Annotated in this window: 22 protein-coding genes; 8 read left to right on the top strand and 14 right to left on the bottom strand. The window is 72.6% G+C overall.

Translation table 11 applies throughout. The annotated features are described in order from the left end of the window. Positions 1-94 precede the first annotated feature (94 nt). From ABT127_RS21980 to ABT127_RS21955, 6 genes are all read right to left on the bottom strand, one after another. Positions 95-1,723, bottom strand: coding sequence for an acyl-CoA dehydrogenase family protein (locus tag ABT127_RS21980; RefSeq protein ID WP_351452559.1), 1,629 nt, complete (start codon positions 1,721-1,723; stop codon positions 95-97). A 45-nt stretch (positions 1,724-1,768) separates the two neighbouring features. Beyond that, complete coding sequence (gene sbnA / locus ABT127_RS21975; RefSeq protein ID WP_351452556.1) at positions 1,769-2,755, bottom strand: 2,3-diaminopropionate biosynthesis protein SbnA; 987 nt, start codon at positions 2,753-2,755, stop codon at positions 1,769-1,771. Between the two features lie 85 nt (positions 2,756-2,840). Then, positions 2,841-3,860 carry a 2,3-diaminopropionate biosynthesis protein SbnB gene (sbnB, locus tag ABT127_RS21970; protein WP_351452554.1) on the bottom strand — a complete coding sequence of 340 codons (1,020 nt, stop codon included), beginning with the start codon at positions 3,858-3,860 and terminating at the stop codon, positions 2,841-2,843. Further along, positions 3,857-4,852 carry a TauD/TfdA family dioxygenase gene (locus tag ABT127_RS21965; RefSeq protein ID WP_351452551.1) on the bottom strand — a complete coding sequence of 332 codons (996 nt, stop codon included), beginning with the start codon at positions 4,850-4,852 and terminating at the stop codon, positions 3,857-3,859. The genes sbnB and ABT127_RS21965 overlap by 4 nt, the downstream gene beginning before the upstream one ends. Before the next feature lie 30 nt (positions 4,853-4,882). After that, positions 4,883-6,907, bottom strand: coding sequence for a non-ribosomal peptide synthetase (locus ABT127_RS21960; protein WP_351452548.1), 2,025 nt, complete (start codon positions 6,905-6,907; stop codon positions 4,883-4,885). A gap of 4 nt (positions 6,908-6,911) precedes the next feature. Beyond that, complete coding sequence (locus ABT127_RS21955; protein WP_351452545.1) at positions 6,912-9,335, bottom strand: Pls/PosA family non-ribosomal peptide synthetase; 2,424 nt, start codon at positions 9,333-9,335, stop codon at positions 6,912-6,914. Positions 9,336-9,768: 433 nt separating this feature from the next. On the opposite strand from ABT127_RS21955, the gene ABT127_RS21950 reads away from it, so the two are divergent. Beyond that, complete coding sequence (locus ABT127_RS21950) at positions 9,769-10,950, top strand: YihY/virulence factor BrkB family protein (protein ID WP_351452542.1); 1,182 nt, start codon at positions 9,769-9,771, stop codon at positions 10,948-10,950. A 72-nt stretch (positions 10,951-11,022) separates the two neighbouring features. On the opposite strand, the gene ABT127_RS21945 is transcribed toward ABT127_RS21950, so the two are convergent. Further along, complete coding sequence (locus tag ABT127_RS21945; protein WP_351452540.1) at positions 11,023-11,853, bottom strand: NmrA family NAD(P)-binding protein; 831 nt, start codon at positions 11,851-11,853, stop codon at positions 11,023-11,025. A gap of 80 nt (positions 11,854-11,933) precedes the next feature. On the opposite strand from ABT127_RS21945, the gene ABT127_RS21940 reads away from it, so the two are divergent. Both ABT127_RS21940 and ABT127_RS21935 read left to right on the top strand, forming a co-directional pair. Next, positions 11,934-12,887, top strand: coding sequence for an AraC family transcriptional regulator (locus ABT127_RS21940; RefSeq protein WP_351452537.1), 954 nt, complete (start codon positions 11,934-11,936; stop codon positions 12,885-12,887). Then, positions 12,884-13,621, top strand: coding sequence for a helix-turn-helix domain-containing protein (locus ABT127_RS21935; protein ID WP_351452534.1), 738 nt, complete (start codon positions 12,884-12,886; stop codon positions 13,619-13,621). Before ABT127_RS21940 ends, ABT127_RS21935 begins: the two co-directional genes overlap by 4 nt. Before the next feature lie 13 nt (positions 13,622-13,634). Here the strand turns inward: ABT127_RS21935 and ABT127_RS21930 are convergent, their stop codons facing one another. Continuing rightward, positions 13,635-14,003: a VOC family protein gene (locus ABT127_RS21930; RefSeq protein WP_351452531.1), complete on the bottom strand. Its 369-nt coding sequence runs from the start codon at positions 14,001-14,003 to the stop codon at positions 13,635-13,637. A gap of 179 nt (positions 14,004-14,182) precedes the next feature. Between ABT127_RS21930 and ABT127_RS21925 the strand changes: the two genes are divergently transcribed. Then, on the top strand, positions 14,183-14,452 hold the full coding sequence (locus tag ABT127_RS21925; protein ID WP_111663741.1) for a GlsB/YeaQ/YmgE family stress response membrane protein: 270 nt from the start codon (positions 14,183-14,185) through the stop codon (positions 14,450-14,452). A 101-nt stretch (positions 14,453-14,553) separates the two neighbouring features. Here ABT127_RS21925 and ABT127_RS21920 read toward each other — a convergent pair whose 3' ends face one another. Continuing rightward, a complete protein-coding gene (locus ABT127_RS21920; RefSeq protein ID WP_351452527.1) occupies positions 14,554-14,895 on the bottom strand; it encodes an STAS domain-containing protein in 342 nt (113 codons plus the stop codon). Positions 14,896-15,035: 140 nt separating this feature from the next. Between ABT127_RS21920 and ABT127_RS21915 the strand changes: the two genes are divergently transcribed. Beyond that, on the top strand, positions 15,036-15,416 hold the full coding sequence (locus tag ABT127_RS21915) for a hypothetical protein (protein WP_351452525.1): 381 nt from the start codon (positions 15,036-15,038) through the stop codon (positions 15,414-15,416). A gap of 193 nt (positions 15,417-15,609) precedes the next feature. Next, entirely contained in the window at positions 15,610-16,512 is a 903-nt protein-coding gene (mmuM, locus tag ABT127_RS21910; protein WP_351452522.1) for a homocysteine S-methyltransferase, read from the top strand. 62 nt (positions 16,513-16,574) lie between these two features. Here the strand turns inward: mmuM and ABT127_RS21905 are convergent, their stop codons facing one another. Next, positions 16,575-17,504: an SAM-dependent methyltransferase gene (locus tag ABT127_RS21905; RefSeq protein ID WP_351452520.1), complete on the bottom strand. Its 930-nt coding sequence runs from the start codon at positions 17,502-17,504 to the stop codon at positions 16,575-16,577. A 180-nt stretch (positions 17,505-17,684) separates the two neighbouring features. Continuing rightward, positions 17,685-18,656, bottom strand: a complete 972-nt coding sequence (locus ABT127_RS21900) for an NADP-dependent oxidoreductase (protein WP_351452517.1) — start codon at positions 18,654-18,656, stop codon at positions 17,685-17,687. Positions 18,657-18,725: 69 nt separating this feature from the next. On the opposite strand from ABT127_RS21900, the gene ABT127_RS21895 reads away from it, so the two are divergent. Next, positions 18,726-19,745, top strand: coding sequence for a GlxA family transcriptional regulator (locus tag ABT127_RS21895; RefSeq protein ID WP_351452514.1), 1,020 nt, complete (start codon positions 18,726-18,728; stop codon positions 19,743-19,745). A gap of 33 nt (positions 19,746-19,778) precedes the next feature. Here ABT127_RS21895 and ABT127_RS21890 read toward each other — a convergent pair whose 3' ends face one another. From ABT127_RS21890 to ABT127_RS21880, 3 genes are all read right to left on the bottom strand, one after another. Continuing rightward, positions 19,779-21,011, bottom strand: coding sequence for a pyroglutamyl-peptidase I (locus tag ABT127_RS21890; RefSeq protein ID WP_351452510.1), 1,233 nt, complete (start codon positions 21,009-21,011; stop codon positions 19,779-19,781). Between the two features lie 112 nt (positions 21,012-21,123). Continuing rightward, positions 21,124-23,178, bottom strand: a complete 2,055-nt coding sequence (locus tag ABT127_RS21885) for an NAD(+) synthase (protein WP_351452507.1) — start codon at positions 23,176-23,178, stop codon at positions 21,124-21,126. A gap of 56 nt (positions 23,179-23,234) precedes the next feature. After that, positions 23,235-23,831, bottom strand: coding sequence for a TetR/AcrR family transcriptional regulator (locus tag ABT127_RS21880; protein WP_351452504.1), 597 nt, complete (start codon positions 23,829-23,831; stop codon positions 23,235-23,237). Between the two features lie 100 nt (positions 23,832-23,931). Here ABT127_RS21880 and ABT127_RS21875 point away from each other — a divergent pair, with 100 nt between their 5' ends. After that, positions 23,932-25,410, top strand: coding sequence for an MFS transporter (locus ABT127_RS21875; RefSeq protein ID WP_351452502.1), 1,479 nt, complete (start codon positions 23,932-23,934; stop codon positions 25,408-25,410). Positions 25,411-25,452 lie beyond the last annotated feature (42 nt).

Raw genomic sequence — 25,452 nt, 5'->3', positions numbered from 1 at the left:
GCGCTCAAGCTCCTGACGGGGCCTCTGAAGGCGGGGATGGTGCCGTGTCGGCGCGGCACCATCCCCGTATCCCGTGTCCTGCCGGCGCCGTGGGTCAGACCGGCTGCGCCCGCCGCACGATCGCCCCCAGGTCGAGCGTGTGCGGCAGCGTGCCGAACCCCGCGCCGCCGTCCCCGCCCAGCCGCGTCGCGCAGAACAGGTCCGCGACCTCCGGCGGAGCGAACCGGACGAGGAGCGAGCCCTGGAGGACGAGCGCGATCCGCTCCGTCAGCCGGCGCGCCCGCGCCTCCATGCCGTCCAGGTCGCCGAGTTCGGTCAGCAGGCCCTTCACCGCGGCGTCGAGCCGGTGGTCCGCGCCGCGCGCCCGGCCGATCTCCACCAGGAACGCGTTGAACGCCTCCGGCTCACTGCGCAGCACCCGCAGCACGTCCAGCGCCTGTACGTTCCCCGACCCCTCCCAGATCGAATTCAGCGGCGATTCGCGCAGCAGCCGCGGCATCCCCGACTCCTCCACGTAGCCGTTGCCGCCCAGGCATTCGAGGGCCTCGGCCACCAGCGGCGTGCAGCGCTTGGTGACCCAGTACTTGGCGGCGGGCACCGCGATCCGCAGGAAGGCGCGCTCCGCCGGGTCCTGCGCGTCGCACGCCGCCGCGAGCCGCAGCGCCAGTGTCGTCGCCGCCTCCGACTCCAGCGCCAGATCGGCCAGGACGTTCTCCATCAGCGGCTTGTCGAGCAGCCGCCCGCCGAACGCCTCCCGGAACGTGCAGTGGTGCACCGCCTGCGCGACCGCCTGCCGCATCAGGGCCGCGGAGCCCAGCACACAGTCGAGCCGGGTCGCCGCGACCATGTCGATGATGGTGCGCACCCCGCGCCCCTCGTCGCCGACCCGGCGCGCCCACGTCCCGTCGAATTCGACCTCGGCCGAGGCGTTGGAGCGGTTGCCCAGCTTGTCCTTCAGCCGCTGGATCGCGAACACGTTCCGCCCGCCGTCCTCCAGGACACGCGGCACCAGGAAGCACGTCAGTCCCTCGGCGGCCTGTGCGAGGACCAGGAAGCCGTCCGACATCGGGGAGCTGCAGAACCACTTGTGGCCCGTCAGCCCGTAGCTGCCGTCGTCCCGGACGACGGCCCGCGTGGTGTTCGCCCGTACGTCGCTGCCGCCCTGCTTCTCCGTCATCCCCATGCCGAGGAGCGCCCCGGCCTTGTGCGCCGCGGGACGCAGCCCGGGGTCGTACACGGTGGAGGTGAGCAGCGGCTCCCACAGTGCGGCGAGGTCCGGCTGCGCGCGCAGCGCGGGCACCGCCGCGTGCGTCATCGACAGCGGGCACAGATGGCCCGCCTCGACCTGGGACCAGACCAGGAAGGCCGCGGCGCGCCGCAGCAGGCCGCCGGGGCGGGTCCAGGCCGCGGTGAGCCCGGCGGAGACGCCCTTGCCCAGCAGACGGTGCCAGGACGGATGGAACTCCACGTCGTCGATCCGGTGGCCGTAGCGGTCGTGGGTGCGCAGGGCCGGCGGATTCTCGTTCGCGAGCCGCCCCCACTCCTGGGCCTGCGCCGAACCGGCGGTGCGGCCCAGCAGTGAGAGCTCCGCGCGCGCCTCCTCCAGGAGTTCGGGTGCCAGGTGCCGGGCCACGCCCTCGGTGAGCGGCCGGTCGGTGGTGAAGACGTCGTGCCCCGTCAGGGGCGGGGGCTGGTTCCCCACGGTATGCGTGCTGCCTGCCATGTCCTGGAACCTACCCGGGCGTACCCGGACGCTTCACCACCACGCTCAGCCGATGTGCGCCATCGCCGGCTCCGCCTCCGGTTCGGCCGGGTGCCGGCCGCTGTCGGCGGGCGGCCAGCCGTCGCGGTACACCGTGTCGAGATAGCGCTCGCCGAGGTCCGGCGCGATCGCCACCGCGGTGAGGCCGCGCCGCCCGTGCCGGGCCAGCCACTGGTCCGCGCCGCTGATCACCGTGCCGGTCGACCCGCCGAACAGGAAGCCGTGGCCCGCGAGCCGGCGGCACACCCGCACCGCGTCGCTCTCGTCGACGTGCACGACGTCGTCGATATACGAGGTGTCCAGCAGCGGCGGCCGCACGCCCGCCCCGAGCCCGGGAATGAGCCGGGGACCGGCCTGGCCGCCGAAGGTGACCGAGCCGACGCTGTCGACGGCGACGATGCGCACCCTCCGCCGCCACTGCCAGAACCAGCGGGCGCAGCCCATCAGCGTCCCCGTCGTGCCCGCCCCGACGAACAGGACGTCGAGCCGGGGGAACCGGTGGGCGATGGCCGGGGCCGTGGTGCGGAAGTGCGCCCGCCAGTTGCCGTCGTTGCTGTGCTGGTCGAGCCAGACGTAGCGGTCGTCCGCCGCGCACAGGGCCCGCACGTACGCCTTGCGGGCGCCCAGCAGACCGCCGTGCGCGGTCGGTTCGCGGACCACGTGGACCTGGGCGCCGAGCGCCCGCATGAGCCGGATCGTGGGCTGGTTGCAGCGCACGTCCGTGACGCACAGGAACCGGTGGCCGCGGTGCGCCGCGATGACGCTGAGTGCCACGCCCAGGTTCCCGGACGAGGACTCGATCAGGATCGAGCCCGGCCGCAGGAGCCCCTCACGCTCCGCGGCGTTCACCATCTCCGTGGCGGCCTTCATCTTGATGGAACCGGCGAAGTTGAACCCTTCGCACTTCAGGAAGAGCGGCAGATCGAGCGTCGACCGCAGGTCGACGAAGAGCCCCTCCTCGTTGAACTGTGCGGGATCGTCAATGACAGGCATGATGTCGCCCCGCCCCCCTCTCCTCGAATCCCCCGTTGCGCATGTCCCCCTGCCTTTCTGTCGTGCAGTGCTGCTGCCGTGCCGGTCAGCCGTGGCGGCGCAGCTCGTGGAAGAAACCGTCCACCACGTGCAGTCGCCCCCTCCGGGCCACCTCGTCGTGGACGAACCGGCCGACGGCGAGATCGAGCACCCCGAGACCGAACGGTGAGAACACCACGGTCCGGTCGGCGGGTACCCGGGACCGCCCGGCGAGCACGTCGGCGAGTGTGCCGTTGATGAACTCCCTTCCTCCGGTGAGCTGTTCCGCCAGATGTGGTGAGGTGTCCGCCTTGAGGCAGTGCTCGACGTCGTCGACGTAGTTGGCGGACGCGAGCAGGATCTCCGGCGCGAGGTCGCGCAGCGATACGTGCAGCACCAGCGGATGGTGGGCGAACCAGGCCGCGTCGTGCAGATGCGGCCGGGCGGCGACCGTCGCGCAGACGACGAGGTCGCTGCCGCGGACCAGGGACTCGGCGGTGTCGTGCGCCGTGACCGTCCCCTTCGCGTCCGTCCGCCGCAGGTAGTCCCGGAACCCGTCCGCGCTCTCCGGCGCCGGGTCGAACACCCCCGTCTCCTCGAACTCCCAGCCGTTGGCCCGGAGATGGGAGTGGATGTAGCGGGCGATGAGCCCGGTCCCGATGAATCCGGCCCGCGTCGGGCGGGCCCGGTCGGCGCTGAGCCGGTCGGCCGCGAGGGCGGCGGAGGCGGCGGTCCGGGTGGCGCTGATCACCGAAGCCTCCAGACAGGCGTACGGATACCCCGTGTCCGGGTCGTTGAGGATCAGCACACCGGAGGCCCGGGGCAGCCCCGACGCGGTGTTCTCCGGAAAGCTGGAGATCCACTTCAGGCCGTCCACCCGCAGCGGCCCGCCGAGCGAGGCGGGCAGCGCGATGATGCGGTCCTTCGGCCGGTCGGGGAAGCGCAGGAAGTACGAGGGCGGGTTCACGGTGCCGCCCGTGTCGTGCAGCAGATAGACCGCCTCGATCAGCTTCCCGAGCTCCGGTTCCCGGCCCTCCAGGGCTTCTTGGACCTGCTCGCCGGTGATGACGGCGAAGGTGGGTGTCATGCGTTCACCCCGGCCGTCGGCGCGCAGTCGGCGAGCCGGACCGGATCGGCGAGCGCGGCGAGCATCTCGCGCGGCCCCTCGAACGGCTCGCGGCTGTGCGCGGTGCGGATGTTGTCGACCAGCAGCAGGTCGCCGGCCTGCCAGCCGACGCGGACGGTGTGTGCCGCGTACACCTCGTTCAGAACGTTCACGACGTCCTCGTCGACCGGATCTCCGTTGCCGTAGCGGGTGTTGAAGGGCAGCCCGTCCGGCCCGTACTCCTCGACGAGGTAGTCGCGGACCTCGGGGTCCATCGTCCACTCGCTGAGGAACGCGATCTGGTTGAACCAGACGCGGCGGCCGTCCGCCGGGTGCCGCAGCACGGCGCTGCGGTGCTGCCGGGTGCGCAGGGAGCCGTCGTCCTGCCACGCGAAGTCGATGCCGTGCGCGCGGCAGTACGCGGCGACGGCCTCCCGGTCGTCGGTGCCGAAGGCCTCCTCGAGCGAGGCCCCGATCTCGTCGTGGTACGTCCGGGTGAGCAGCCAGCCCTCCTGCTCGAACCGCTTGGTCAGATCGGCGGGGAGCGCGTCCAGGACGGCGCCCGCGTCGGCGAGACCGGTGGCGCCGCCGCTCGCCGGCGCCTCCAGACACGCGAAGAGCATCAGGCCCGGGAAGTCCAGGGCGTAGCTCACCTCGTGGTGCATGCACATCTGCTGGTTCGGCGGCCACTTGGTGGCCGAGTACAGGCCCTCTCCGTAACTGCGCCGGGGTGCGAAGGGCTCCGGGTCGGACATGAGCGTGCGGGCGCAGCCGCGGAAGACGGCCGCCACCGCGTCGGGCCCGGACAGGCCGAGACCGCGGACGAGCAGGTGCCCGTGCTCCGCGACGGCCGTCCGCAGGGTGTCGCGGTTCCGGGACGCCCAGTCGGCGGGATCACCGTCGAACTCGGCGCGCACCAGAGATGGTTGCCCCGGCGAGAGGTGGATGTGCGGGGTCGAGCTGGAGAGCGGCATGCGGGTGCTGCTCCTTTCGGATGCCTCGGTTCAGATGCGTCGGTCGAGCAGGGCGGCGAGATCGGCGAGAACCGGCCGCAGGGTGACGTCCTTGAGGGTGACCACCCGGTCCAGGGTGATCGCGAGCTTCACGGCGGCCAGCGAGGTGCCGCCGAGGTCGAAGAAGTGGTCGTGGCGGCCGATGCCCTCGACGGGCACCCCGAGCACCTCGGCCCAGGCGGCGGCCGTCCGGCGCTCGGCGTCCGTACGGGGCGGTTCGTCCGCCGTGCCGTCCAGCTGCTCGGCGAGCGCGGTGAGCGCACGGCGGTCGATCTTGCCGTTGCCGGTCAGCGGCAGCCGCTCCCGCCAGTGCACCGCGTACGGAACCATGTAGGGCGGCAGTGAGACGGCCAGCTGTGCGCGGACGTCGTCCTGTCGGGTGCCCGCGCAGAACGCGGCCAGTTGGGTGCCGCGCACCACGACCACTGCGCCGTCGCGGACGCCGGCCACCCGCAGCAGCGCGTTCTCGATCTCGCCGAGTTCGACGCGGAAGCCGCGGATCTTCACCTGGTTGTCGCGCCGCCCCAGGAACTCCAGCTTCCCGTCGGGCCGCCAGCGCCCGTGGTCGCCGCTGCGGTACAGGCGTTCGCCCGGCCGGTAGGGATCCTCGGCGAACGCCGCCAGGGTGCGCTCGGGATCGTTGACGTACCCCCGCCCGACGCACACCCCGGAGAACACGATCTCGCCGGGCGCGCCGAGCGGCACGGGCAGCAGATCGTCGTCGACGATGTAGATCCGTACGTTCGCGACCGGCGGCCCGAGCGGCACCCGGTCCCCGTCCGGGGCCCGGTCCAGGACCTCGTGGTTGGTGTCGTCCGAGGTCTCCGTCAGGCCGTACGCGTTCACGAGCCGCACGCCCGGCCGGGCCGCGAACCAGCGCCGGACCAGCTCCGCCTTGACGGCCTCACCGGTCACCGACACGCAGCGCAGATCGGGCAGTTCGCGTGGCCGCTGCTCCAACTCGGCGAGCACGGCCTCCAGATAGGACGGCACGACCTGCAGCACGTTCACCCGCGCGTGCTCGACCGTCTCGACGAACCGGGACACGTCGAGGATCGTCTCCTGCCCGACGACGCAGGTGCGGCCGCCCGCGACGAGCGCGGCGACGAGCTGCCACAGCGAGATGTCGAAGCACTGCGGAGCGGTCTGGGCGACCGTGTCGCCGGCGCCGATGCCCAGGTCGTCGATCTTGGCGAGTACGTGGTTGAGGAACCCGGCGTGCTCGCACATCGCGCCCTTGGGCTCGCCGGTGGAGCCGGACGTGAAGTAGATGTAGGCCAGGTGGGACGCGGCGACGGGGATGCCGAGATCGGTGTCCGGGCGGCCTTCGGCGAGGGCGTCCGCCACCGACAGGGACCCGGCGGGGTTCCCGGGAGCGGCGACGACGAGCGAGCAGCCCGCCCGGCCGAGCATCCCCGCGATCCGTTCCTCGGGGAAGTGCGGCTCGACCGGCAGGTACACCCCGCCCGCCTTCAGCACGCCGAGCACCGCGGCCATCCACTCCAGGCCCCGGTCGAGGACCACGGCGACGACGCCCTCGGGCCGCAGCCCGCGGGCCAGGAGGGCCCGGCCCACCTGATTGGCGCGGGAGTTGAGCTCGGCGTACGTCCACTGCCGCTCCCCGTGCACGGCGGCGACGTCACCGGGCCGCGCGGCCGCCTGCTCCTCGAACAGCTCGTGCACCCGCCGGTCGGGCAGCGTGCGGGTCGGACCCGCCAACTCCTCCAGCTGGTGCCTCAGTTCCGCCTCGGAGAGCAGGTTCCGGCGGCGCGGGGAGGTCAGCGCGGTGACGTGATAGCCCGCGATCCGCTCGGCCGCGGCCCGGTCGTACCGCTCGGGCAGATGGTGCAGCAGCAGGGTGTGGTGCGGGGTGACGCTCACCCGCAGCGCGCGGTCGTCGGGCTCGGCCGACAGGGCGGCGAGCACCCGCTCGTGCGCGGCCTCCACCGCGCCCCGCGGCACCAGGAGGCCCTTGGGCAGCGGTACTTCGACCTGATCGAAGGTGTCTGTGGTCATGGTGCTACCTCCCCACCGCCGGGTTGCCGCCCCAGAGCGCCCCCGGAGGCATCTGCTCGCCCTTCATCAGGAAGGAGTCGGGGGCGAGCACCGCCGCGTCTCCCATGTCCACGCCGTAGTGCACGAGTGCGCCCGTGCCGAGCGTGCAGCCGGCGCCGATCACGATGCGGTCGGACTTGAAGGTGCCGTCCTCCTGCGAGTGCGCCTGCACCTTGGTGTGCGCGCCGAGCGTGCAGTCGTCGCCGATCGTCACCAGGGTGCGCTCGGTGATGTTCGCCCCGTCGTCGAAGACCCGGCGCCCGATCCGCACGCCGAGGGCCCGCCACACCAGCGCCTTGAACGGCGTTCCGTTGAAGATCGCCAGATGGTTGTCCGGCACCTTCCACACCCGCTCGTGCCACCAGAAGTACGGGTCGTAGATCGAGCACAGCCGCGGCTGCAGCGGCCGGAACCGGCAGATCAGCCGCTCGATGAACACGTAGTAGGCGGTGCTGAACACGAGCCCGAGCGCCATGGCCGCGCCGACGAACAGGGCGGCGGCCCCGCCGTAGGTGTCGTACAGGTCGAAGGCGACGAGCGCGATCAGCGAGATCACGAACCAGTGCAGCCAGCGCAGCGCCAGGAACAGGCCCATCGAGCGCAGGTTGAAACGGTTCTTCGCGGCGAGGCGGCGGCGCAGCTCGTCGCCCTCCCGCAGGTGGTCGAAGCGGCTGTCGCGCTCCACCGACCGCGGGATCTCGAACGCCGGCGAGCCGAGCAGGCCCACGCCCTCGCGCACCGCGCCGTCCAGCGGCACCAAAACCTTGGTCGCCAGCAGACAGTTGGCGCCGGTGCGGGCGCCCGACGGGTAGACGATGTGGTTGCCCAGGAAGTTGTGGTCCCCGATCGTGGTGCGCGAGACCCGGAACGAGGTGGCCGAGAAGTCGGCGTTGACCACCGAGAGCCCGTCGGCGACCATCGTGCCGCTGCCGACCGTGGCCAGGTACGGCGTCTCGTGCTGCACCTCCGTACCGAAGTTGGAGCCGGTCTGCTCGACCTGCGACAGGTCGTAGCCGATGGCCTTCAGATAGCCGGTGATGTACGAGCTGTCGCCGCACAGCCACTTGAAGAACTTGACGTTGGTCATCCGGGCGATGGCGCGCTGCACCGAGTAGTGGAAGCCGTACAGCGGATAGACACGGTCCTCGCGCAGCAGCGGCCGCAGCGCGCGCGGTACGAGGGCCACCCCGGCGAACCCGCACACCAGGAACGCGGCGAACCCGACGACCGACAGGCCGAGCGCCTCGACGTAGAACACCGCCGAGGTCAGGTCCTCCGAGTCCGGTGACAGCAGCGCGTCCAGCGCGGGCACCTCGGTCAGCAGCAGATACGTACCGCCCAGTGCGAGCGGTGTCCACAGCAGCAGTGCCGGAACCAGGGCGCCGAGCGCGTACCCGGCCCGGCGGACGGCCGACGTACGGGCGGGCGGTACGCGGACGTAGTCGACGTCCGTACGCCGTGCGGGGGAGCCGTGCCAGCGCTCGCCCGCCGGGACCGCGGCACCGTCGTACAGGGCGGAGGCATGGCCGAGCTGGCTGCCGTCACCCATCGACGTACCGATGTCCAGCACGGTCTTCTCGCCGACGTACACGTCCCGGCCGAGCGTGACCGGGCCGGTGCGGATCATGCCGGCGTGCGCCCGGTAGCCGAGGAACGTGGCCTCCTTGCGGAGCACCGTCCCCGCGCCGATCGTCACCAGGTCCGTACAGACCGGGACGGCGCGCGACAGGATCGTCACGCCCGGGCCGATCCGCGCGCCGAGCAGCCGCAGATAGACGACGTACAGCGGGTTTCCGACGAACAGCATCAGCGGGTTGGTGTGCAGCAGCACCCGCACCGTCCACAGCCGCACGTACTTGAGGCTCCACACCGGGAACTCGGTCGCGCGCCAGCGGCCGACGAGCAGCCACTTCGCCACGATGGGCAGCACACAGGCGCCGGCGAACAGCGATGCGCCGAACACCAGCGAGCGCACGTACACGTCGACGATGCCGGAGCCCCCGGCGATCCACGCGTAGCCGTGCGCGGTGACGAGCCCGGCGAGCGCGCAGTACCCGGCGAAGACCAGGAACTGCAGCACGCCGCAGAGCACATGGCGCCGGTCGCTGCCCGGCGGTGGTGGCGGTTCCGGCGTCGCCGCCCTGGCCGGCGCGGTGGCGGGCGCCGCGTCGAGCGCGGCTGCCAGACTGCGGATCGTGGGGTGCCCGTAGACGTCCCGCATCGACACCGACGGCAGATCGGTGTGCTTGCGGACCCGGGCGCAAAAGTGCGCCATCACCAGAGAATTGGCACACAGATCGTCAAAGAAATGACTATCGCGCGGTACATGGTCCTGCCGCACGACACCAGCCAGAACTTCGGCGAGAACGCGTTCGGTGCCGTTCGCCACTTGTGCTCCTCGTGGTTAATCCTGTTGTTTCTGAAAAGCAGGAGCAAACGGTGAATTGCGCGCCGTGGCCGGTCGCGCTTCTGCAACGGGCATGGCCCGAACCCCCGATGTCCCCCCAGGTGCGCTGCGCTCGCACGGCCCCCCGCCGGGCGCAACGAATACAATCCGGATTCTTTCTAGGATTTCATGAACGGTGCAACCCGGATTCGACGTTTGGCGCTTTCCTGTTCCCCGGTTCTGACGCGGTCATGTCGTTCGTACCTCGATATGACCTGTCCCGCCGGGGAACTCACCTGAAAAGACGGCGGGGCCCCGCCGTACGGTTCCCGGAACGCGCCCCCACCATTCGGCCAGTGCGGCTCCGCTCCGGGGCGGCAGCCCGTGCCCGGCACCGGGGATGGGTGCCGCCGCCTGTGACGGATACCTTTAGGACGTGCAGCCAGCAAGTGAATCCCCCCAGCGGCAGGGCCGTCTCCACCGCGCGCGCGTGCTCTACCAGAACGTCTCCAAACGCAGGACCACGTGGCTGCTCCTCAAGGACACCGTCAACTCCTGCATGGAGTACCGCATCCTGGGCCTCGCCGCCGAGGCCGCGTTCTTCACGCTGCTGTCGGTGCCGCCGCTGCTGTTGTCGCTGGTCGGGCTGCTCGCCTACGTCGACGCGTGGACCGGCGCCAACACCATCGAGGGCGTCCGCGACAACATCCTGGAGGCCTCGCGCACGGTCCTCACCGATCAAGGCGTGAAAGAGATTGCAGAACCGATCCTGGACGACGTCCTCAAGGGCGGCCGCCCCGACGTCATCTCCATCGGCTTCCTCATCTCGCTGTGGTCGGGCTCCCGCGCGGTCTCCACGTTCGTGGACACGGTGACGGTGATGTACGGCCTCGACGGCGTGCGCGGCATCGTCAAGACGCGGCTGCTCGCCTTCCTGCTGTTCCTCGTGGGGCTCGTCGTCGGGTCGGTGGCGCTGCCGCTGATGATCGCCGGGCCGGACGCGGTGATCGGCCTGGTGCCGTGGTCGGAGACGCTGGTCCAGATCCTGTACTGGCCGGTCGTCCTCGTGCTGTCGATCGCCTTCCTCACGACGCTGTACCACGTGTCGGTGCCGGTGCGGTCGCCCTGGATCGAGGACGTGCCCGGAGCCCTTGTGGCCCTCGCGATGTGGATCCCCGGCAGCTTCCTGCTCCGCCTGTACCTCACGAACACCATCGAGGGCCCGACGATCTACGGCTCGCTCGCGGCGCCGGTCGCGGTGCTGCTGTGGATCGGCGTCTCGGCCTTCGCCGTGCTGGTCGGGGCCGCCGTGAACGCCGCGATCGACCGGGTGTGGCCGTCCGTCGCCACGGCGGCGGCGCGGGCCGCCAACGAACGGGTCCGGGCGGCCGCCACCGGCCGCCGGGACGTCGCCGGGCCGGGCTACTTCGACTCCGCCGACCCGGAGGACGACGACGCCGACGCCGACGACGGGCTCGGGGACCCGGACATGCCGTCCGAGTTCCCCGAACGCTGGTCGAAGTTCCTGCCGCCGGAGGACGTGACCTCGCGGTTGCGCACGTCCCACACCCGCCGTGGCGAGGCTCCGCCGGACGACCGGGACTCCTCGGCGCCCTGAGCCCCCACTCGAGTACGGCGCCGTTCGCGGGTGCGCGCCCGGTGGGGCTTCTCGCGCAGTTCCCCGCGCCCCTTACGGGGCGCAGTCCGCCGCGTACGTCGAGAAGGGGCGGGCCGGGCGGCCCAGGATCTCGGAGACGTCCGGGGTGAGCGAGGCGTTGCGGCCGTCCAGGAGGTCGCCGAACAGGCCGACCAGGAAGTCGGCCTCCTCGCGGGGCACCCCCAACCCCACCAGCGCGTCCCCATAGGCGGCCACCGGCACCGCGACGTACCGCTTCACCTCGCCGGCCGCCCGCCCGACCTCCGCCAGCGCCTCCCCCCACGTCAGCAGCTCCGGCCCGGTCAACTCCAGCACCCGGCCCCCGTACCGCCCCGCCGGCCCCCGCAGCACGGCCACCGCCACGTCCGCGACGTCCCGCACGTCGACGAACGGCTCCCGCAGCGCCTCCGGCGCCGCGAAGGCCAGTTCGGGCCCGCGGACCTGGTCCGCCAGCGGCCCCTCACCGAAGTTCTGCGCGAACCACGCGCACCGCAGCACCGTCCACTCCGCCCCCGGCACCCGCAGCGCCTCCTCCGCCGGCCGCGCCTGCTCCTCCCCGCGCGCCGAGAGCAGCACGAGCCTGCGCACGCCGAGCGAGACCGCCCGCCGCGCCAGCGCCCCCACCGCGGCGGCCGCGTCCGGAGCGCCGATGTCCGACGGATACGCGAGATACGCCCCGTCGGCGCCGCGCAGCGCCGCGTCCCACGTCCCCGGGTCCGTCCAGTCGAAGGGCACCTCGCCCGAGCGGGAGGCCGCCCGCACCGTGAGTCCCGCCGCCCGTGCCGCCCGCACGACCCTGCGGCCGGTCCGCCCGGTCGCACCCGTCACCAGCACCGTCATCGTGTTCCCGCTGTTCTCTGTCATGCGTCCACTCAACTGCCGTACCGCACGGCCGGACATCGCCGAACCGCTCACCTCCATACGCGTCCGTCTAGGCTGGCCGTATGGACGTCTTCGCAGGGCTCCTGGAGGGACCGCGGGCGCGCGGCGCCTTCATGATCCGGGCCTCGTTCGAGCTGCCCTGGGCGGTGCGGATCGCCGACGAGGCACCGCTGACCGTCATGATCATGGTCGAGGGCGACGCGTGGATCCTGCCCGGGCCCGGGGGAGCGGACGGCGGTACCGGCGAACCGCTGCACATCCGCCCCGGAGACATCGCCATCGCCCGCGGCCCCGCCCCGTACGTCTGCTGCGACGACCCGGCGACCGCGCCGCGCGCCGAGATCGGCCCCGGCCAGGTGTGCCGGCCGCTCGGCCCCGAGCACGCCGGCCGCTACCGGGACCTCGGCGTGCGGGAGTGGGGCGAGTCGCCCGACGGGCCCGCGCAGATGCTCATCGGCACGTACCAGATGCGCGGCGAGATCACCACCCGCCTCCTCGACGCGCTGCCGCCGCTGCTCGTCCTGCCGACCGAGGTGTGGCAGTGCCCGCTGACCCCGCTCGTCGCCGAGGAGATCGTGAAGGACGAGCCGGGCCAGGAGGTCGTGCTCGACCGGCTGCTCGACCTGCTGCTGATCGCGTCCCTGCGGGCCTGGTTCGCGCGCCCGGAGGCCGACGCGCCCGCCTGGTACCGGGCGCTCGGCGACCCCGTCGTCGGCCGGGCGCTGCGCCTGGTCCAGGACGACCCCGCCCACCCGTGGAGCGTCGCCGAACTCGCCGCCAGGTCCGGGGTGTCCAGGGCCGCGCTCGCCCGCCGCTTCACCGATCTCGTGGGCGAGCCCCCGATGACGTACCTGACCGGCTGGCGGCTCGCGCTCGCGGCGGACGCGCTCCGCGACGGCGACAGCGGGCTCACCGTCGCGGCGATCGCGCGGCGGGTCGGGTACGGCAGCGCGTTCGCCCTGTCGAGCGCGTTCAAGCGGGAGTACGGAGTGAGCCCCCAGGAGTACCGGTCATGACGCGCGACGCCACGAACGGCGGGGACGACCGCGACGGCGGGTACACGGAGCGGGCCGCCCGGGTGCCCGGCGCGGTGCTGTGGACGCGCACGCTCGACCCGGGGCACGGTCCGGTTGCACCCGTGCTGCCCGACGGCTGCATGGACCTGCTGTGGCTGGGGCAGGGGGCGGGCGAGCTGCGGATCGCGGGCCCCGACACCCGTGCCCACCGCCCCGCCGTGGACACCGTCACCCACTACGCGGGCATCCGGTTCGCCCCGGGAGCCGCCCCCGCCTGGCTGGGTGTCCCGGCCCACGAACTGCGCGACCGCGGTGTCGGCCTGGCCGATCTGTGGCCGTCCGCGCGGGTGCGCCGCCTCACCGAGCGGATCGGGACTGCCGCCGATCCGGCCGCCGAACTGGAGGCCGTCGCCGTCCGGCTCGCGGGGGCGGCGGCCCCGCCCGACCCGCTGCTCGCCGCTGTCGTGCGCGCGCTGGGCTCGGGCGCGACCGTCGCCGAGACCGCGCGGCTGACCGGTCTCGGTCCCCGGCACCTGCACCGTCGCTCCCTGACCGCGTTCGGCTACGGCCCCAAGACGCTCGCCCGCATCCTCCGCCTCCAGCGCGCCCTCGCACTGGCTCGCGCGGGCGTCCCCTTCGCCGAGACGGCGGCCCGCGCCGGATACACGGACCAGGCCCATCTCTCGCGCGACGTCAAGGACTTGACGGGCTCGACGCTGAGCGGCCTCGTCTGAGTCCGGGGCCCCGCTACGCGAACAGGTCGATCTGATTGCCGTCCGGGTCGTGCACCACCGCGTACCGCTGCCCCCAGGGCGCGTCGAACGGCTTGCTCTCGCCGTGGTGGCCGGCGGCCGTCACCTTCTCGTACGCCGCGTCGACCCCGGCCGCGTCACCGCAGTGGAAGGCCAGCGCGATCCGGCCGCGGCCCTGGTCCGCCGCGCTCTCGTCGGGGTCGAACATCAGCCGGATCCCACCGGCCGTCTCGGCCTCCACGTGCGGCTGTTGCTCGGCTCCCTCGGGGAACGCGAGGCCGAGGAGACGGTAGAAGGCGAGGGACGCGGCCAGGTCGGAGGTGCCGACGCCGATGGCGTCCAGGCGGATGCTGATGTGGTCCATGCGCCTCACCGTAGGCGGACGGCACACCACCGGTCTTGTACGAAACGGACGCCGTCCATCGGTCGGGGCACGACGTGGTCCCGTTGTGGAGAGATCGATGGGAGCCGGTGTGGGTTTGAAGACGGATCAGTGGAGCACTCGCTTAACCAGTTCTTATTTCTGCTGGTTGGAGGCGCACAATGGGCATCATCGCGTGGATAGTCATCGGACTGCTCGCAGGAGCGATCGCCAAGCTGCTGCTGCCGGGCAAGGACCCGGGCGGCATCATCATCACGATGCTCATCGGCATCGCCGGTGGACTTCTCGGCGGCTGGCTCGGAAAGGTCATCTTCGGAGTCGACTCCATCGACGGCTTCTTCAACCTGTCCACGTGGGTGGCCGCCATTGTCGGCTCGCTGATCCTGCTGATCCTGTACCGCGTGATCACCGGGAACCGACGTCGGGCTTGATCAGCCCAAGGTTCTTCGTACGAATTCCCGCGGACGGCTCCGCTTCTTCGGAAGCGGAGCCGTCCGCGTTGCGTCCCATCGGCGGATCATCCGCGGAGAACTCAGGTGAAGGTGAAGTAGGAGATCGTTCCGGTGAGTTCGAACAGTCTCCGCACCACGGGCTGCAGAGGGCCGCGCAGAACCAGACGCCTGCCCTCGCGGCGCACCTCGCGCTGGGCGTGCAGGAGGGTGCTCAGCAGAGACGAATCCGCCCAGACCAGACCGCTCAGGTCGACGATCGTGACGGGGGCCGGTTCGCGGAGCTGTTCGACGAGACCCGAGGTGTCCCATTCGAGGTGACCCGCGAGCGTGATCGTCGCCGTCCCGCCGCGCTGCGTGCGGGTGACGATCGCCGGTTCTTCGGTGGATTCGGGTGCGTGGGGTCGTCGGGGAGAGTTGTCCATTGCTGTCTTTCCGATGCTGTCTTTCTGACGCGAGGAGCCATCGGGTCACCCGTTCGAGTGGATGCTCCGTCTGACGCGTCTTCAGAGCTGGGCCCAGGGCAGCCGGTCGTTATGACAATAGGTGCGGAGCGGGGGAGCGGATGAGTCTCGGGCATGGGATCGATGAGGTCAGCGGCGTCCCGGCCACGCCTCGGGAGGCGCGGACCGCGGTCGGCCTGCTGGTGGGGGGACGGCTGTCCGGACCCGTCGGGACGGCGGACACCGACATCGCGTTGGCGGTCTCCGAACTGGTGGCGCACGCGCAGCGGCACACCCCGGGGATCAGCCGCTTCGCCGCCTTCCGCCACGGCGGAGTGCTGGAGGTGACGGTCGACTACCGGGACGGCGCTCCGGCCGACTTCCACTGCGCGGGAGCCGCCCTGCTCGGATGGATGATCGTCACCTCCGTGGCCCTCTCCGTCACCGTCACCCGGCCCGGCGGCACGGCTCACCGCGTACGCGCTGTGCTGCAACTGGATTGAATGCCTCGCTCGTCCCACCTCTCCGGGTCGTGGTCGTTCGGGACTCCCCATACCCCCTGCGGCGCGTCCTAGGGTCCCTCGATCGGGGGAACAAGCTGATCAGCAGACAGGGGACGGGCGGTCTCTCGAACGCGTGCCGCACCACCGTTCCGTGTTCGACGTTCGACGGAACGCCCCGAGTACCGTCGGGCGCATGAACACCTCCCTGGCGTCGGCCCTGAGCGGTGACGCGGCGATCGTCCTCGACGGCGGGCTCTCCAACCAGCTGGAGGCCGCCGGGCACGACCTGAGCGACGAGCTGTGGTCCGCGCGGCTGCTCGCCGAGCACCCCGAGGCGATCGTCGCCGCCCACCGCGCCTACTACGAGGCGGGCGCGAGCGTCGCCATCACCGCGAGCTACCAGGCCACGTTCGAAGGGTTCGCCCGGCACGGCATCGGACACGAGCGCGCGGCCGGACTGATGGCCCTGAGCGTGGAGCTGGCGCGCGAGGCCGCCCGCCGGACGCAGCTCGGGCGCCCGCTGTGGGTGGCCGCGTCCGTGGGCCCGTACGGGGCGATGCTCGCCGACGGTTCGGAGTACCGGGGCCGGTACGGGCTGAGCGTGGCGGAGCTGGAGCGGTTCCACCGGCCGCGCCTCGAAGTGCTCGCCGGGGCGCGCCCGGACGTCCTCGCCCTGGAGACCGTCCCGGACGCCGACGAGGCCCGCGCACTGCTGCGGGCGGTCCGGGGGCTCGGGGTCCCGGCCTGGCTCTCGTACAGCATCGACGGCGACCGCACCCGCGCGGGCCAGCCGCTCGACGAGGCGTTCGCCCTCGCCGCCGACGTCCCGGAGATCATCGCGGTCGGGGTGAACTGCTGTGCGCCCGAGGACGTGGACCACGCCGTCGAGCTGGCGGCCCGGAGCACCGGAAAGCCGGTGGTGGCCTACCCGAACAGCGGCGAGACCTGGGACGCGCGGGAGCGTCGCTGGGCCGGGCAGGGCTCGTTCTCCGGGCAGCGGGTCGTCGGCTGGCGCGACCGTGGAGCGCGGCTGATCGGAGGATGCTGCCGGGTCGGACCCGCGGCGATCGCGCGGATCGGCCCGAGCCTCGCCTGAGCGGGCCCGGGGCGCCGAGCCCGCCGCCGGCCGCGCGTCGGTCCAGGTGACGGCCGACCGGGTCACGGCTTGAAGGCGACCGCTCCGTAGATGTTGATGTCGTCGTCCCGTACGTCGCCGATGCCGCGCCGCGCGGCGACCTCCAGGGCGTCGAGACCGGCCGTGTCCTCCGGCTCCAGGGCCGTGCTGTGCCAGGTGCCGTCCGGGCGCCAGCGGTGGACCGGGACGACGCCCGGGTCGACCGGCCGCAGGCCGTTGCCGGTGAGGAGGGCGAGCACGTCCTCGCGGGAGCGGAGCGTGAAGTCGAGGCCCGTCGCCCGCAGGGCGGGGAGCAGGGTGTCCGGGTTGAGGTCGGGGGTGAGGTGGGTGAGGAAGACGGCGCTGCCGGACGGCAGGGCGTCGAGCAGCGTCGCCACGATCTCGTCCGCCGCCGGGGACTCCATGAAGTGCAGGATCGCCGCGAGGCCGAGCGCGACCGGCTGTTCCAGGTCCAGGGTGGCGCGGGCGCCGAAGAGGATGGCGTGCGGGTCGCGCAGATCGGCGTCGAGATAGGCGGTGCGCCCCTCGGGGCCGCCGGTCAGCAGGGCACGGGCGTGGGCGAGGACCACCGGGTCGTGGTCGACGTACACGACCCGCGCGTCGGGCACGACGGACTGGGCGATCTGGTGCACGTTCGGCGCCGTGGGCAGCCCGGTGCCGATGTCGAGGAACTGGCGCAGCCCCGCCTCGCGCGTCAGGTGCAGCACCGCGCGCCGGATGAAGTCGCGGTTGTGCCGCACGTCGAGATAGCCGCGCGGGTTGTGCTCCAGGGACTTGAGGGTGGCGGCGCGGTCGACGGGGTAGTGGTTGCGGCCGCCGAGGAGCGCGTCGTAGACCCGGGCCGGGTGGGGCCGCGAGGTGTCGATGCGGTCGCGGACCCGGGCGGCGGTGTCCCTGTCGACGTGCGCAAGGGGTTCGGGAGAGGTTCTCGGGGCCGGTGCGGAGTCGCTCATCGGGTGTCCCTGTCGCGATCGGAGAGGCAGGTGAGGGGATCGGGCAGGGCACACGGTAACCCCCTGACCTGTGAGGCAAGTCCCCTTCTCACGAAGCGCGTTGGAGATGATGCGACGTGCGGGAACGGTCCGGCCCGCCTGCCGCGCGGTGCGGGGAGCGTGCCCCGCACCGCGCGCCGGTCACGGGCGGACCGTCAGCGCCAGCTTGCCGGTGACCCGGCCGGTCTCGCCCTCCTCGTGCGCCTTCGCGGCGTCGGCGAGCGGATACGTCCCCGAGACGTGCACCCGCAGCTTGCCCTCCTCGACCAGACCGGCGACGGCCCGCAGGCCCGCCTGGTCGTGCTCGACCAGCATGGCGGTGGCCCGCACGCCCAGCTCCGCCGCGCGGGCCGGGACCTCGCCGAAGCCGTTCGGGAGGATCGAGACGAGGATGCCGCCGGGCCGCAGCACCTCCAGCGATTGCAGCCGGGTCTCCTCGCCGAGCGTGTCGAGGACGACGTCGATGTCGCGTGCCTCGGTGCGGAAGTCCTGGGTGCGGTAGTCGATGACCTCGTCGGCGCCGAGCGACCGGACGAAGTCGTGCTTGGGCGCCGAGGCGGTGCCGATGACGTACGCGCCGCGCGCCTTCGCGATCTGTACGGCGACATGCCCGACGCCCCCCGCGGCGGCGTGCACCAGCACCCGCTGCCCCGGCCGCACGTCGGCCAGGTCGACGAGCGCCTGCCAGGCGGTGAGCGACACCAGCGGCAGCGCGCCCGCCTCGACGTGGCCGAGCCCGGCGGGCCGGGGCACGAAGGCGCGGGCGGGCCCGGTGACGTACTCGGCGTGCGAACCGGCGCCGTACGGGTACGGCAGCATGCCGATGACCTCGTCGCCGGGCTTGTGCAGGGCCACGCCGACCCCGACGGCCTCGACGACGCCGGACACGTCCCAGCCGAGCGTGAACGGCGGCTTGCCCAGGAAACCGCCGGTCCTGCGGTGCTTCCAGTCCGTCGGGTTCACCCCCGCCGCGTGCACGGCCACCAGGATCTGGCCGACGCCGGGCTTCGGCCGGGCGGTCTCGACCTCCTGGAGCACGTCGGGTTCGCCGAGGGCGTCCTGGCTGATGGCCTGCATGGTGGGCTCCGGCTGGTCGCCGTTGTTCTTGGTCATGACTCCAGCCTGCGGCAGGGCTCCCGGCCCGGCAATGGCAAGATGGTCATTAACCGATAGGATCGTGCCATGACGCAGGCCACCCCGCGGCCCGGCTCCGCCCGGCCGATCGACTTCCGTACGACCCCGCCGCACCGCGTCGTCGTGCTCGCCCTCGACGGGGTGTACCCCTTCGAGCTGGGCATCCCGAACCGGGTGTTCCCGATGGTCCCGGGCGCGTACGACGTCGTGACCTGTGCGGCGGCGCAGGACCGGACGGTGGCGACGAACGCCGACTTCTCCGTCACCGTCGGGCACGGCCCGGAGGCCCTGGAGACGGCGGACACGGTGGTCGTGCCCCCGTTCGACCTGCGGTTCCTCTCGGCCGAGCTGCCGGAGCCGGTGCGTGCCGCGCTCGCCCGGATCCGGCCCGGCACCCGCATCGTCTCCATCTGCACGGGCGCGTTCACGCTCGCCGCCGCGGGCCTGCTCGACGGGCGGCCCGCGACGACGCACTGGGCGCTCGCCGACCTGTTCCGCCGGATGTTCCCGCAGGTCCTCCTCGACCCGGACGTGCTCTTCGTCGACGACGGCGACGTCCTCACCTCGGCGGGCGCCGCGTCCGGTGTCGACGTCTGCCTGCACGTGGTCCGCGCCGACCACGGCAGCGCCGTCGCGAACCGGGTGGCCAGGCACTGCGTGGTGCCGCCGTGGCGGGACGGCGGGCAGGCCCAGTACATCGAACAGCCGATGCCCGACGAGGACGGCACCGGCACCGCCGACACCCGCGCCTGGGCCCTGGAGAACCTCGAACGACCGCTGACGCTCGGCGAGTTGGCCGATCACGCCCGGATGAGCCGGCGCACCTTCGCCCGGCGCTTCCAGGAGGAGACCGGCACCAGCCCGGGCCGCTGGCTCATCCAGCAACGGGTGCACCGGGCCCGGCAGTTGCTCGAGACCAGCGATCTGCCGGTGGACCGGGTCGCCGCCGAGGTCGGCTTCGCCACGGGGACCTCACTGCGCCAGCACCTGCACGCGGCCATCGGGGTGTCGCCGCGCGACTACCGGAGGACGTTCAGGGCCGAGGCCCTGGAGGGGGCCCGCGACTGAACGCCACGGGCCCCTCCGGCGGTCCGGGGCGGCCTACAGCGCGGCTGTCACGACGGCCCGCAACTGCGCCACGATCGCGACCCGGTTCCGGACGAACTCGGGGTCGGTGACGGTACCCGTCGCCGGGTCCGCGTTGGTGTCCGCGAACTGCAGGACCGGCGTGTGGACATGGCCGCCCGGCAGGCTGTCGTGCAGACCGAGCCGGTCGCGCAGCAGGGTCGCGCGGTAGGCGATCTCGTTGGAGAGGTAGTCGCCGCCACCGCCCGCGCGGGCCGTCGAGCCGGGGGTCGGTCCGTCCGGCCGGACGACCGGGTCCGTGCCGCCCGCCGGGATCTCGGTCACCGACGTGTGGTCGTACACCGGGAAGGGGCCGGTGTCCGCGGCGACGATCCTCGCGTACGGCAGTGTCGTCGACGTCCATTGCGGCCGGGTCGCCGGGTCGGTGACGGGGACGGTCTCGGTGCGCGAGACGTTGTCGTTGTCCGGATAGCCGCCCCGCCAGGCGCCGTTGGTGCGCTCGATGTCGAAGCGGCCGACGCGCCCCTGGCTGACCGTGGTGAACAGGTCGACGCGCGGCAGCACCCCGGTCAGTGCCCGCTCCACGGTGCCGTCCCCGAAGTCCTGCCACAGCACGGGGAACGTGACGGCCTCGATGCGGGCGGGCCCGTCCGCCGTCTTCACCACCGTGCCGTCGAGCGCGAGGGCCGCGGCGCCGGACGGGTTGGAACGGCGCACGTCGATGTCGAGCTGGAACGGATCGAAGCCGGTCACGAGGACCCGCTTCAGGCCCTTGCCGTGCGGGTAGCCGATGTCGTCCTGGCCGCGCGAAGTCCGGTCGAGCCGGTCCAGGAGCGCGGATCTGCGCGCCTCGCTCAGCGAGAACTCCGGCTCCCAGGAACGCAGTTCACGGGTCATCGACAACCGGGCCCAGTACAGCGGCCGGTCGTCGTCGCGGCTGAGGTCACCGCCGGCGGGTCCGCGCCCCTGCACCCGGTCCACGGCCCGGCGCCACAGTCGCGCCCCTTCCCGTGCGACGGTTTCTTCGGCCCGCCGGTACGTGCGGGCGTCGGCCAGCCCCCGGACGAACCGGGGCCGCACCGCGTCGAAGCCCGAGCGGCGCAGGATCTCCTGGGGCGCGGCCCGGTCGAGCCGGGCCTCCTCGACCGTGCCGGTGGTGGGGGCGGCCGCGGATGCCGGGACCGGGGCGGCGAGCCCCGCCAGCAGTACGACTCCTAGTGCGGTGAGACGAACACGTAGCGCTCTCAAGGGAGTTCGGGTCCTCTCGGTCGGCGGACACGTTGTCGCGATCGCGTCGCCACGATCACACGGTCGCGATCACGGCGTCACGATCACGTCGTCCGAGAGGACCGTAGCGCGATCAGTCCCCGACGTCGGCCGGGTCCCAGCGCTCCAGATCCCGCAGCCAGGCCCGCGCCGAACTGTCCGACGGCATCCGCCAGTCGCCGCGGGGCGAGAGCGAACCGCCGGCCGACACCTTCGGCCCGTTCGGCATCGCGGACCGCTTGAACTGGGCGAACTGGAAGAAGCGACGGCAGAAGTACTCCAGCCAGTGCCGGATCTCCGCCAGCTCGTACGCCTTGCGGTCGGCGTCCGGGAACCCGGGCGGCCAGGCGCCCGCCGTCGCGTCCCGCCACGCGTGCCACGCCATGAACGCGATCTTCGTGGGCCGGAACCCGTACCGCAGCACGTAGAAGAGGGTGAAGTCGTGGAGCGCGTAGGGCCCGATCTTCGACTCGGTCGACTGCAGTTCCTCGCCCGGCACCAGCTCCGGGCTGATCTCGGTGTCGAGGATCGCGGTGAGGATCTCCCCGGCGTCGTCCCCGAACTGCCCGCTGCTGACCACCCACCGGATCAGGTGCTGGATGAGCGTCTTCGGCACGCCGCTGTTGACGTTGTAGTGGCTCATCTGGTCGCCGACGCCGTACGTGCACCAGCCGAGCGCCAGCTCGGACAGGTCGCCGGTGCCCAGCACGATGCCGCCGCGCTGGTTGGCGAGCCGGAACAGGTAGTCCGTCCGCAGCCCGGCCTGCACGTTCTCGAAGGTGACGTCGTAGACCGGGTCGCCGCCCGCGAAGGGGTGGTCCATCTCCTTCAGCATCAGCCGCGCGGTGTCGGTGATGTCCAGCTCGGCGGCGGTGACGCCGAGGGACTTCATCAGCGCGTGCGCGTTGGACTTGGTGTGCTCGCCGGTCGCGAACCCCGGCATGGTGAAGGCGAGGATGTCGCTGCGCGGCCGTCCGGCCCGGTCCATGGCGCGCGCGGCGACGATCAGCGCGTGCGTCGAGTCCAGCCCGCCGGACACCCCGATCACGATCTTCGGGTCGCCGATGGCGCCGAGCCGCTGCACCAGGCCCGCGACCTGGATGTTGTACGCCTCGTAGCAGTCCTGGGCGAGCCGCTCGGCGTCCGCCGGCACGAACGGGAACCGCTCCAGGGCGCGGCGCAGCCCGAAGTCGGTCGCGGGCGCGTCGAGGCGGAAGGGGATCCGGCGGAAGTCGCCGGTGCGCGCGGCGTGCGTGCGCCGGTTGTCGTCGAAGGTGCCCTGGCGCTGCCGCTCCTGGCGCAGCAGGTCCAGGTCGATGTCGGCGACCGCGGCCCGGTCGCCGAGCGGGAAGCGCTCCGTCTCGTCGAGCAGCGCCCCGTTCTCGTAGATCATCGTCTGCCCGTCCCACGACAGGTCGGTGGTGGATTCACCGAGCCCGGCGGCCGCGTAGACGTAGGCGGCGAGGTAGCGGGACGACGCCGACCGGCAGAGCAGCTTGCGGTCCTCGGCGCGGCCCACGGTGATCGGGCTGCCGGAGAGGTTGGCGATGACCGTCGCACCGGCGAGGGCCGCCTCCGCGGCGGGCGGCACCGGCACCCACATGTCCTCGCAGATCTCGACGTGCAGCACGAGGCCGGTCACGTCCTCGGCGGCGAACAGCAGATCCACGCCGAAGGGCACCTCGGCACCGCCGAGCCGGATCGTTCCGCCGCGCTCCGTATCACCGGCCGCGATCTGGCGGCGCTCGTAGAACTCCCGGTAGTTCGGCAGGTACGACTTCGGGGCGACGCCCAGGATCCGGCCCCGGTGCACGACGACGGCGCAGTTGTAGATCCGGTCCCGGTGGCGCAGCGGGGCGCCGACCACGAGCACCGGCAGCAGCTCGGCGGACCCGGCGACGACGGCTGCCAGCGCCTGTTCCACCTCGTCGAGCACGACGTCCTGCAATAGCAGGTCCTCGATGGAGTAGCCGCAGAGCCCCAGCTCGGGGAAGACCGCGACGGCGGTCCCGTCGGCGGCGCGCTCACGGGCCTGGCGCAGGATCGCCTCGGCGTTGGCGTGCGGATCGGCGATGGCGGCGTGCCCGGTGCATGCCGCCACCCGCGCGAATCCCTGACTGTAGATCGACCGGAAGTTCACGCGCCCCATGATGTCAAGCGGGCGGGGGTGGTGCCCGGTGGGGCCTCCCCGCACGGTTCCCCGCGTCAGGCGCCGGACGGGCGGGCCGGGTTCGACAGCAGCCGGTCGACCAGTCCGGCGACGTACTCCGCGGTGAGCGGGCCCGCGCCGAACAGGACGCGGATGTACATCGGTGCCATGACGTGGTCGACGACGGTCAGGGCGTCGGGTGGCTGCTCGCCGCGGTCGGCGGCGCGGTCGAGCATGGACTGCAACTGGCGGGCGCGGTCGGCGAGGAAGTCGTCACGCGTGCGCAGGTCGTCCGGTCCGGTGCCGGACAGGGCGACGGCCAGGCGGAGCACCGCCAGGCCGTCGGGGCCGGTGATCACCCGGGCCACTTGGGCCGCGTAGGTGTGCAGGTCGCCGGCCAGGCTCCCGGTGTCGGGCATCGGCGACTGCGCGTTGAGGCGGGTGAGCGTCACGTCGGCGAGCAGCGCCTCCAGGCTTCCCCAGCGCCGGTAGACGGTGGTGTCGGCGACGCCCGCGCGGGCCGCGACCTCGCTGACGGTGAAGCCGCTGTAGCCGCGCTCCCCGACCAGGTCGGAGACGGCCTGGTGCACGGCCGCGCCGACGCGTGCGCTGCGTCCGCCGGGCCGCCGGGTTCGCTGATGCTCGTCGTCCATGCCCTCACCTTAACGCAGTTGATGGTTGCTTTTACGGGCCCTCCCGCTCTACATTCCTCCCTAACGCAGTCGATGGCTGCGTTTAGACGGAGGGGGTGTCATGGCTGCATCGTCCGCATCGGCCGTGTCGGGAGGCGGCGGACCGAACCGGGCCGCGCTGCTCGCGGTGGTCTGCCTGGGACAGTTCATGGTGCTGCTCGACAACACGATCGTCGGCGCGGCGCTGCCCGACATGCAGCTCCGGCTGCACACGCAGCTGACCGGTCTGCAATGGATCGTCGACGCGTACGTGCTGCTGGTCGCCATGCTGCTGCTGACCGGTGGGGTCCTCGCCGACCGCTTCGGCCGCAAGCGGGTCTACCTGGGCGGCGTCGCGGTCTTCACCGTCGCGTCGGTGCTGTGCAGCTGCGCGACGTCGGTCGGGTGGCTGGTGGCCGGACGGATGGCCCAGGGGATCGGGGCCGCGGCGCTGAGCCCCGCCTCGCTGTCCCTGCTCGTGGCCGCCCATCCCGCGGCGCGGGAACGGGTCAGGGCGATCGGGCTGTGGGCCGGGCTCAGCGGCATCGGCCTGGCCGCCGGGCCGCTCGCCGGCGGCGTTCTGACGGAGGCCTTCGGCTGGCCCGCGATCTTCCTGGTCAACGTGCCCATCGGCCTGATCCTGCTGCTCGCCGGGCGCAGCGTCCTGACCGAGTCCCGCAACCCGGCCGCCCCCGCCCTCGACGTCCCGGGGACGCTCCTGTCCGTCCTGGGGGTGGGAACGCTGACCTACGCGCTGATCGAGGGCGGCGCACGAGGCTGGACCTCACCGCCGATCCTGGGCGGCTTCGCCGCCGCGCTCGTCCTCCTCGCCGCCTTCGTCGTCGTGGAGGGGCGCCGCTCCGCGCCGATGCTGCCGCCGCGCCTGTTCCGTCAGCGGCTGTTCACCGTCTCCAACACGGCCATGGTCGTCGTGGGGTTCGCGCTCATGGGGGCGACGTTCTTCTTCTCCCAGTTCTTCGTCCACGTCCAGGGCAGCTCGGTGCTGCGGGCCGGACTGCAGACCCTGCCGACGTCCCTCGCCATGGTGGTCGTCAGCCCCTTCGCGGGCCGCCTCGCCGCTCGGTACGGCTTCCGTGGTGTGGTCACCGTCGGCCTGGTGCTGGCCGGTGCCGGGCTGCTCGCGCTCGGTTCGGTGCACGCCGACACCGGTTACGCGCACGTGTGGTGGCGTCTCGCGACGGTCGGCGCCGGCTTCGCCCTGACCATGTCGCCGCTGACCGGCGCCGCGATCCAGGCGGTCACCGCGCAGGAAGGCGGCCTCGCCTCGGGCGTCAGCAGCACCACCCGGCAGATCGGCGCGGTGCTCGGGGTGGCGGTGCTCGGCGCGGTGGTCAGAACCCGGCAGTCCGACGGCGCCTCCTTCGAGGCCGGCCTGAACAGCGCCTTCGTCGCGGCCGGGACCGTCACCCTGGCGTGCGCCGTCCTCACCGGACTGTGGCTGACGGGGTCCGGGCCGAGGTGGACGCCCAGCACGGCGCCGACTCGTGGAGCGGCCGAAACGGCGCCCTCGCCCGCGGCCGAATCCCAGCCACCCGCGTGATCGGGCAGAGGTGCCGCACGGGAGCGTCGCCCCGGCCGTCCA

This window comes from Streptomyces sp. NPDC001904 (assembly GCF_040297005.1).
Lineage (GTDB): Bacteria > Actinomycetota > Actinomycetes > Streptomycetales > Streptomycetaceae > Streptomyces.
This window is presented reverse-complemented; position numbering and strand designations above follow the sequence as displayed.

Bases quoted from the DNA above. Each gene is read 5' to 3' on its own strand.
- ABT127_RS21945 (WP_351452540.1), bottom strand. From the start codon at position 11,853: ATGACAGAGAACAGCGGGAACACGATGACGGTGCTGGTGACGGGTGCG.
- ABT127_RS21960 (WP_351452548.1), bottom strand. From the start codon at position 6,907: ATGACCACAGACACCTTCGATCAGGTCGAAGTACCGCTGCCCAAGGGC.
- ABT127_RS21885 (WP_351452507.1), bottom strand. From the start codon at position 23,178: ATGGGGCGCGTGAACTTCCGGTCGATCTACAGTCAGGGATTCGCGCGG.
- ABT127_RS21930 (WP_351452531.1), bottom strand. From the start codon at position 14,003: ATGGACCACATCAGCATCCGCCTGGACGCCATCGGCGTCGGCACCTCC.
- ABT127_RS21915 (WP_351452525.1), top strand. From the start codon at position 15,036: ATGAGTCTCGGGCATGGGATCGATGAGGTCAGCGGCGTCCCGGCCACG.
- ABT127_RS21900 (WP_351452517.1), bottom strand. From the start codon at position 18,656: ATGACCAAGAACAACGGCGACCAGCCGGAGCCCACCATGCAGGCCATC.
- ABT127_RS21920 (WP_351452527.1), bottom strand. From the start codon at position 14,895: ATGGACAACTCTCCCCGACGACCCCACGCACCCGAATCCACCGAAGAA.
- ABT127_RS21935 (WP_351452534.1), top strand. From the start codon at position 12,884: ATGACGCGCGACGCCACGAACGGCGGGGACGACCGCGACGGCGGGTAC.
- ABT127_RS21940 (WP_351452537.1), top strand. From the start codon at position 11,934: ATGGACGTCTTCGCAGGGCTCCTGGAGGGACCGCGGGCGCGCGGCGCC.
- ABT127_RS21980 (WP_351452559.1), bottom strand. From the start codon at position 1,723: ATGGCAGGCAGCACGCATACCGTGGGGAACCAGCCCCCGCCCCTGACG.
- ABT127_RS21905 (WP_351452520.1), bottom strand. From the start codon at position 17,504: ATGAGCGACTCCGCACCGGCCCCGAGAACCTCTCCCGAACCCCTTGCG.
- ABT127_RS21925 (WP_111663741.1), top strand. From the start codon at position 14,183: ATGGGCATCATCGCGTGGATAGTCATCGGACTGCTCGCAGGAGCGATC.
- ABT127_RS21880 (WP_351452504.1), bottom strand. From the start codon at position 23,831: ATGGACGACGAGCATCAGCGAACCCGGCGGCCCGGCGGACGCAGCGCA.
- ABT127_RS21895 (WP_351452514.1), top strand. From the start codon at position 18,726: ATGACGCAGGCCACCCCGCGGCCCGGCTCCGCCCGGCCGATCGACTTC.
- mmuM (WP_351452522.1), top strand. From the start codon at position 15,610: ATGAACACCTCCCTGGCGTCGGCCCTGAGCGGTGACGCGGCGATCGTC.
- sbnA (WP_351452556.1), bottom strand. From the start codon at position 2,755: ATGCCTGTCATTGACGATCCCGCACAGTTCAACGAGGAGGGGCTCTTC.
- sbnB (WP_351452554.1), bottom strand. From the start codon at position 3,860: ATGACACCCACCTTCGCCGTCATCACCGGCGAGCAGGTCCAAGAAGCC.
- ABT127_RS21965 (WP_351452551.1), bottom strand. From the start codon at position 4,852: ATGCCGCTCTCCAGCTCGACCCCGCACATCCACCTCTCGCCGGGGCAA.
- ABT127_RS21875 (WP_351452502.1), top strand. From the start codon at position 23,932: ATGGCTGCATCGTCCGCATCGGCCGTGTCGGGAGGCGGCGGACCGAAC.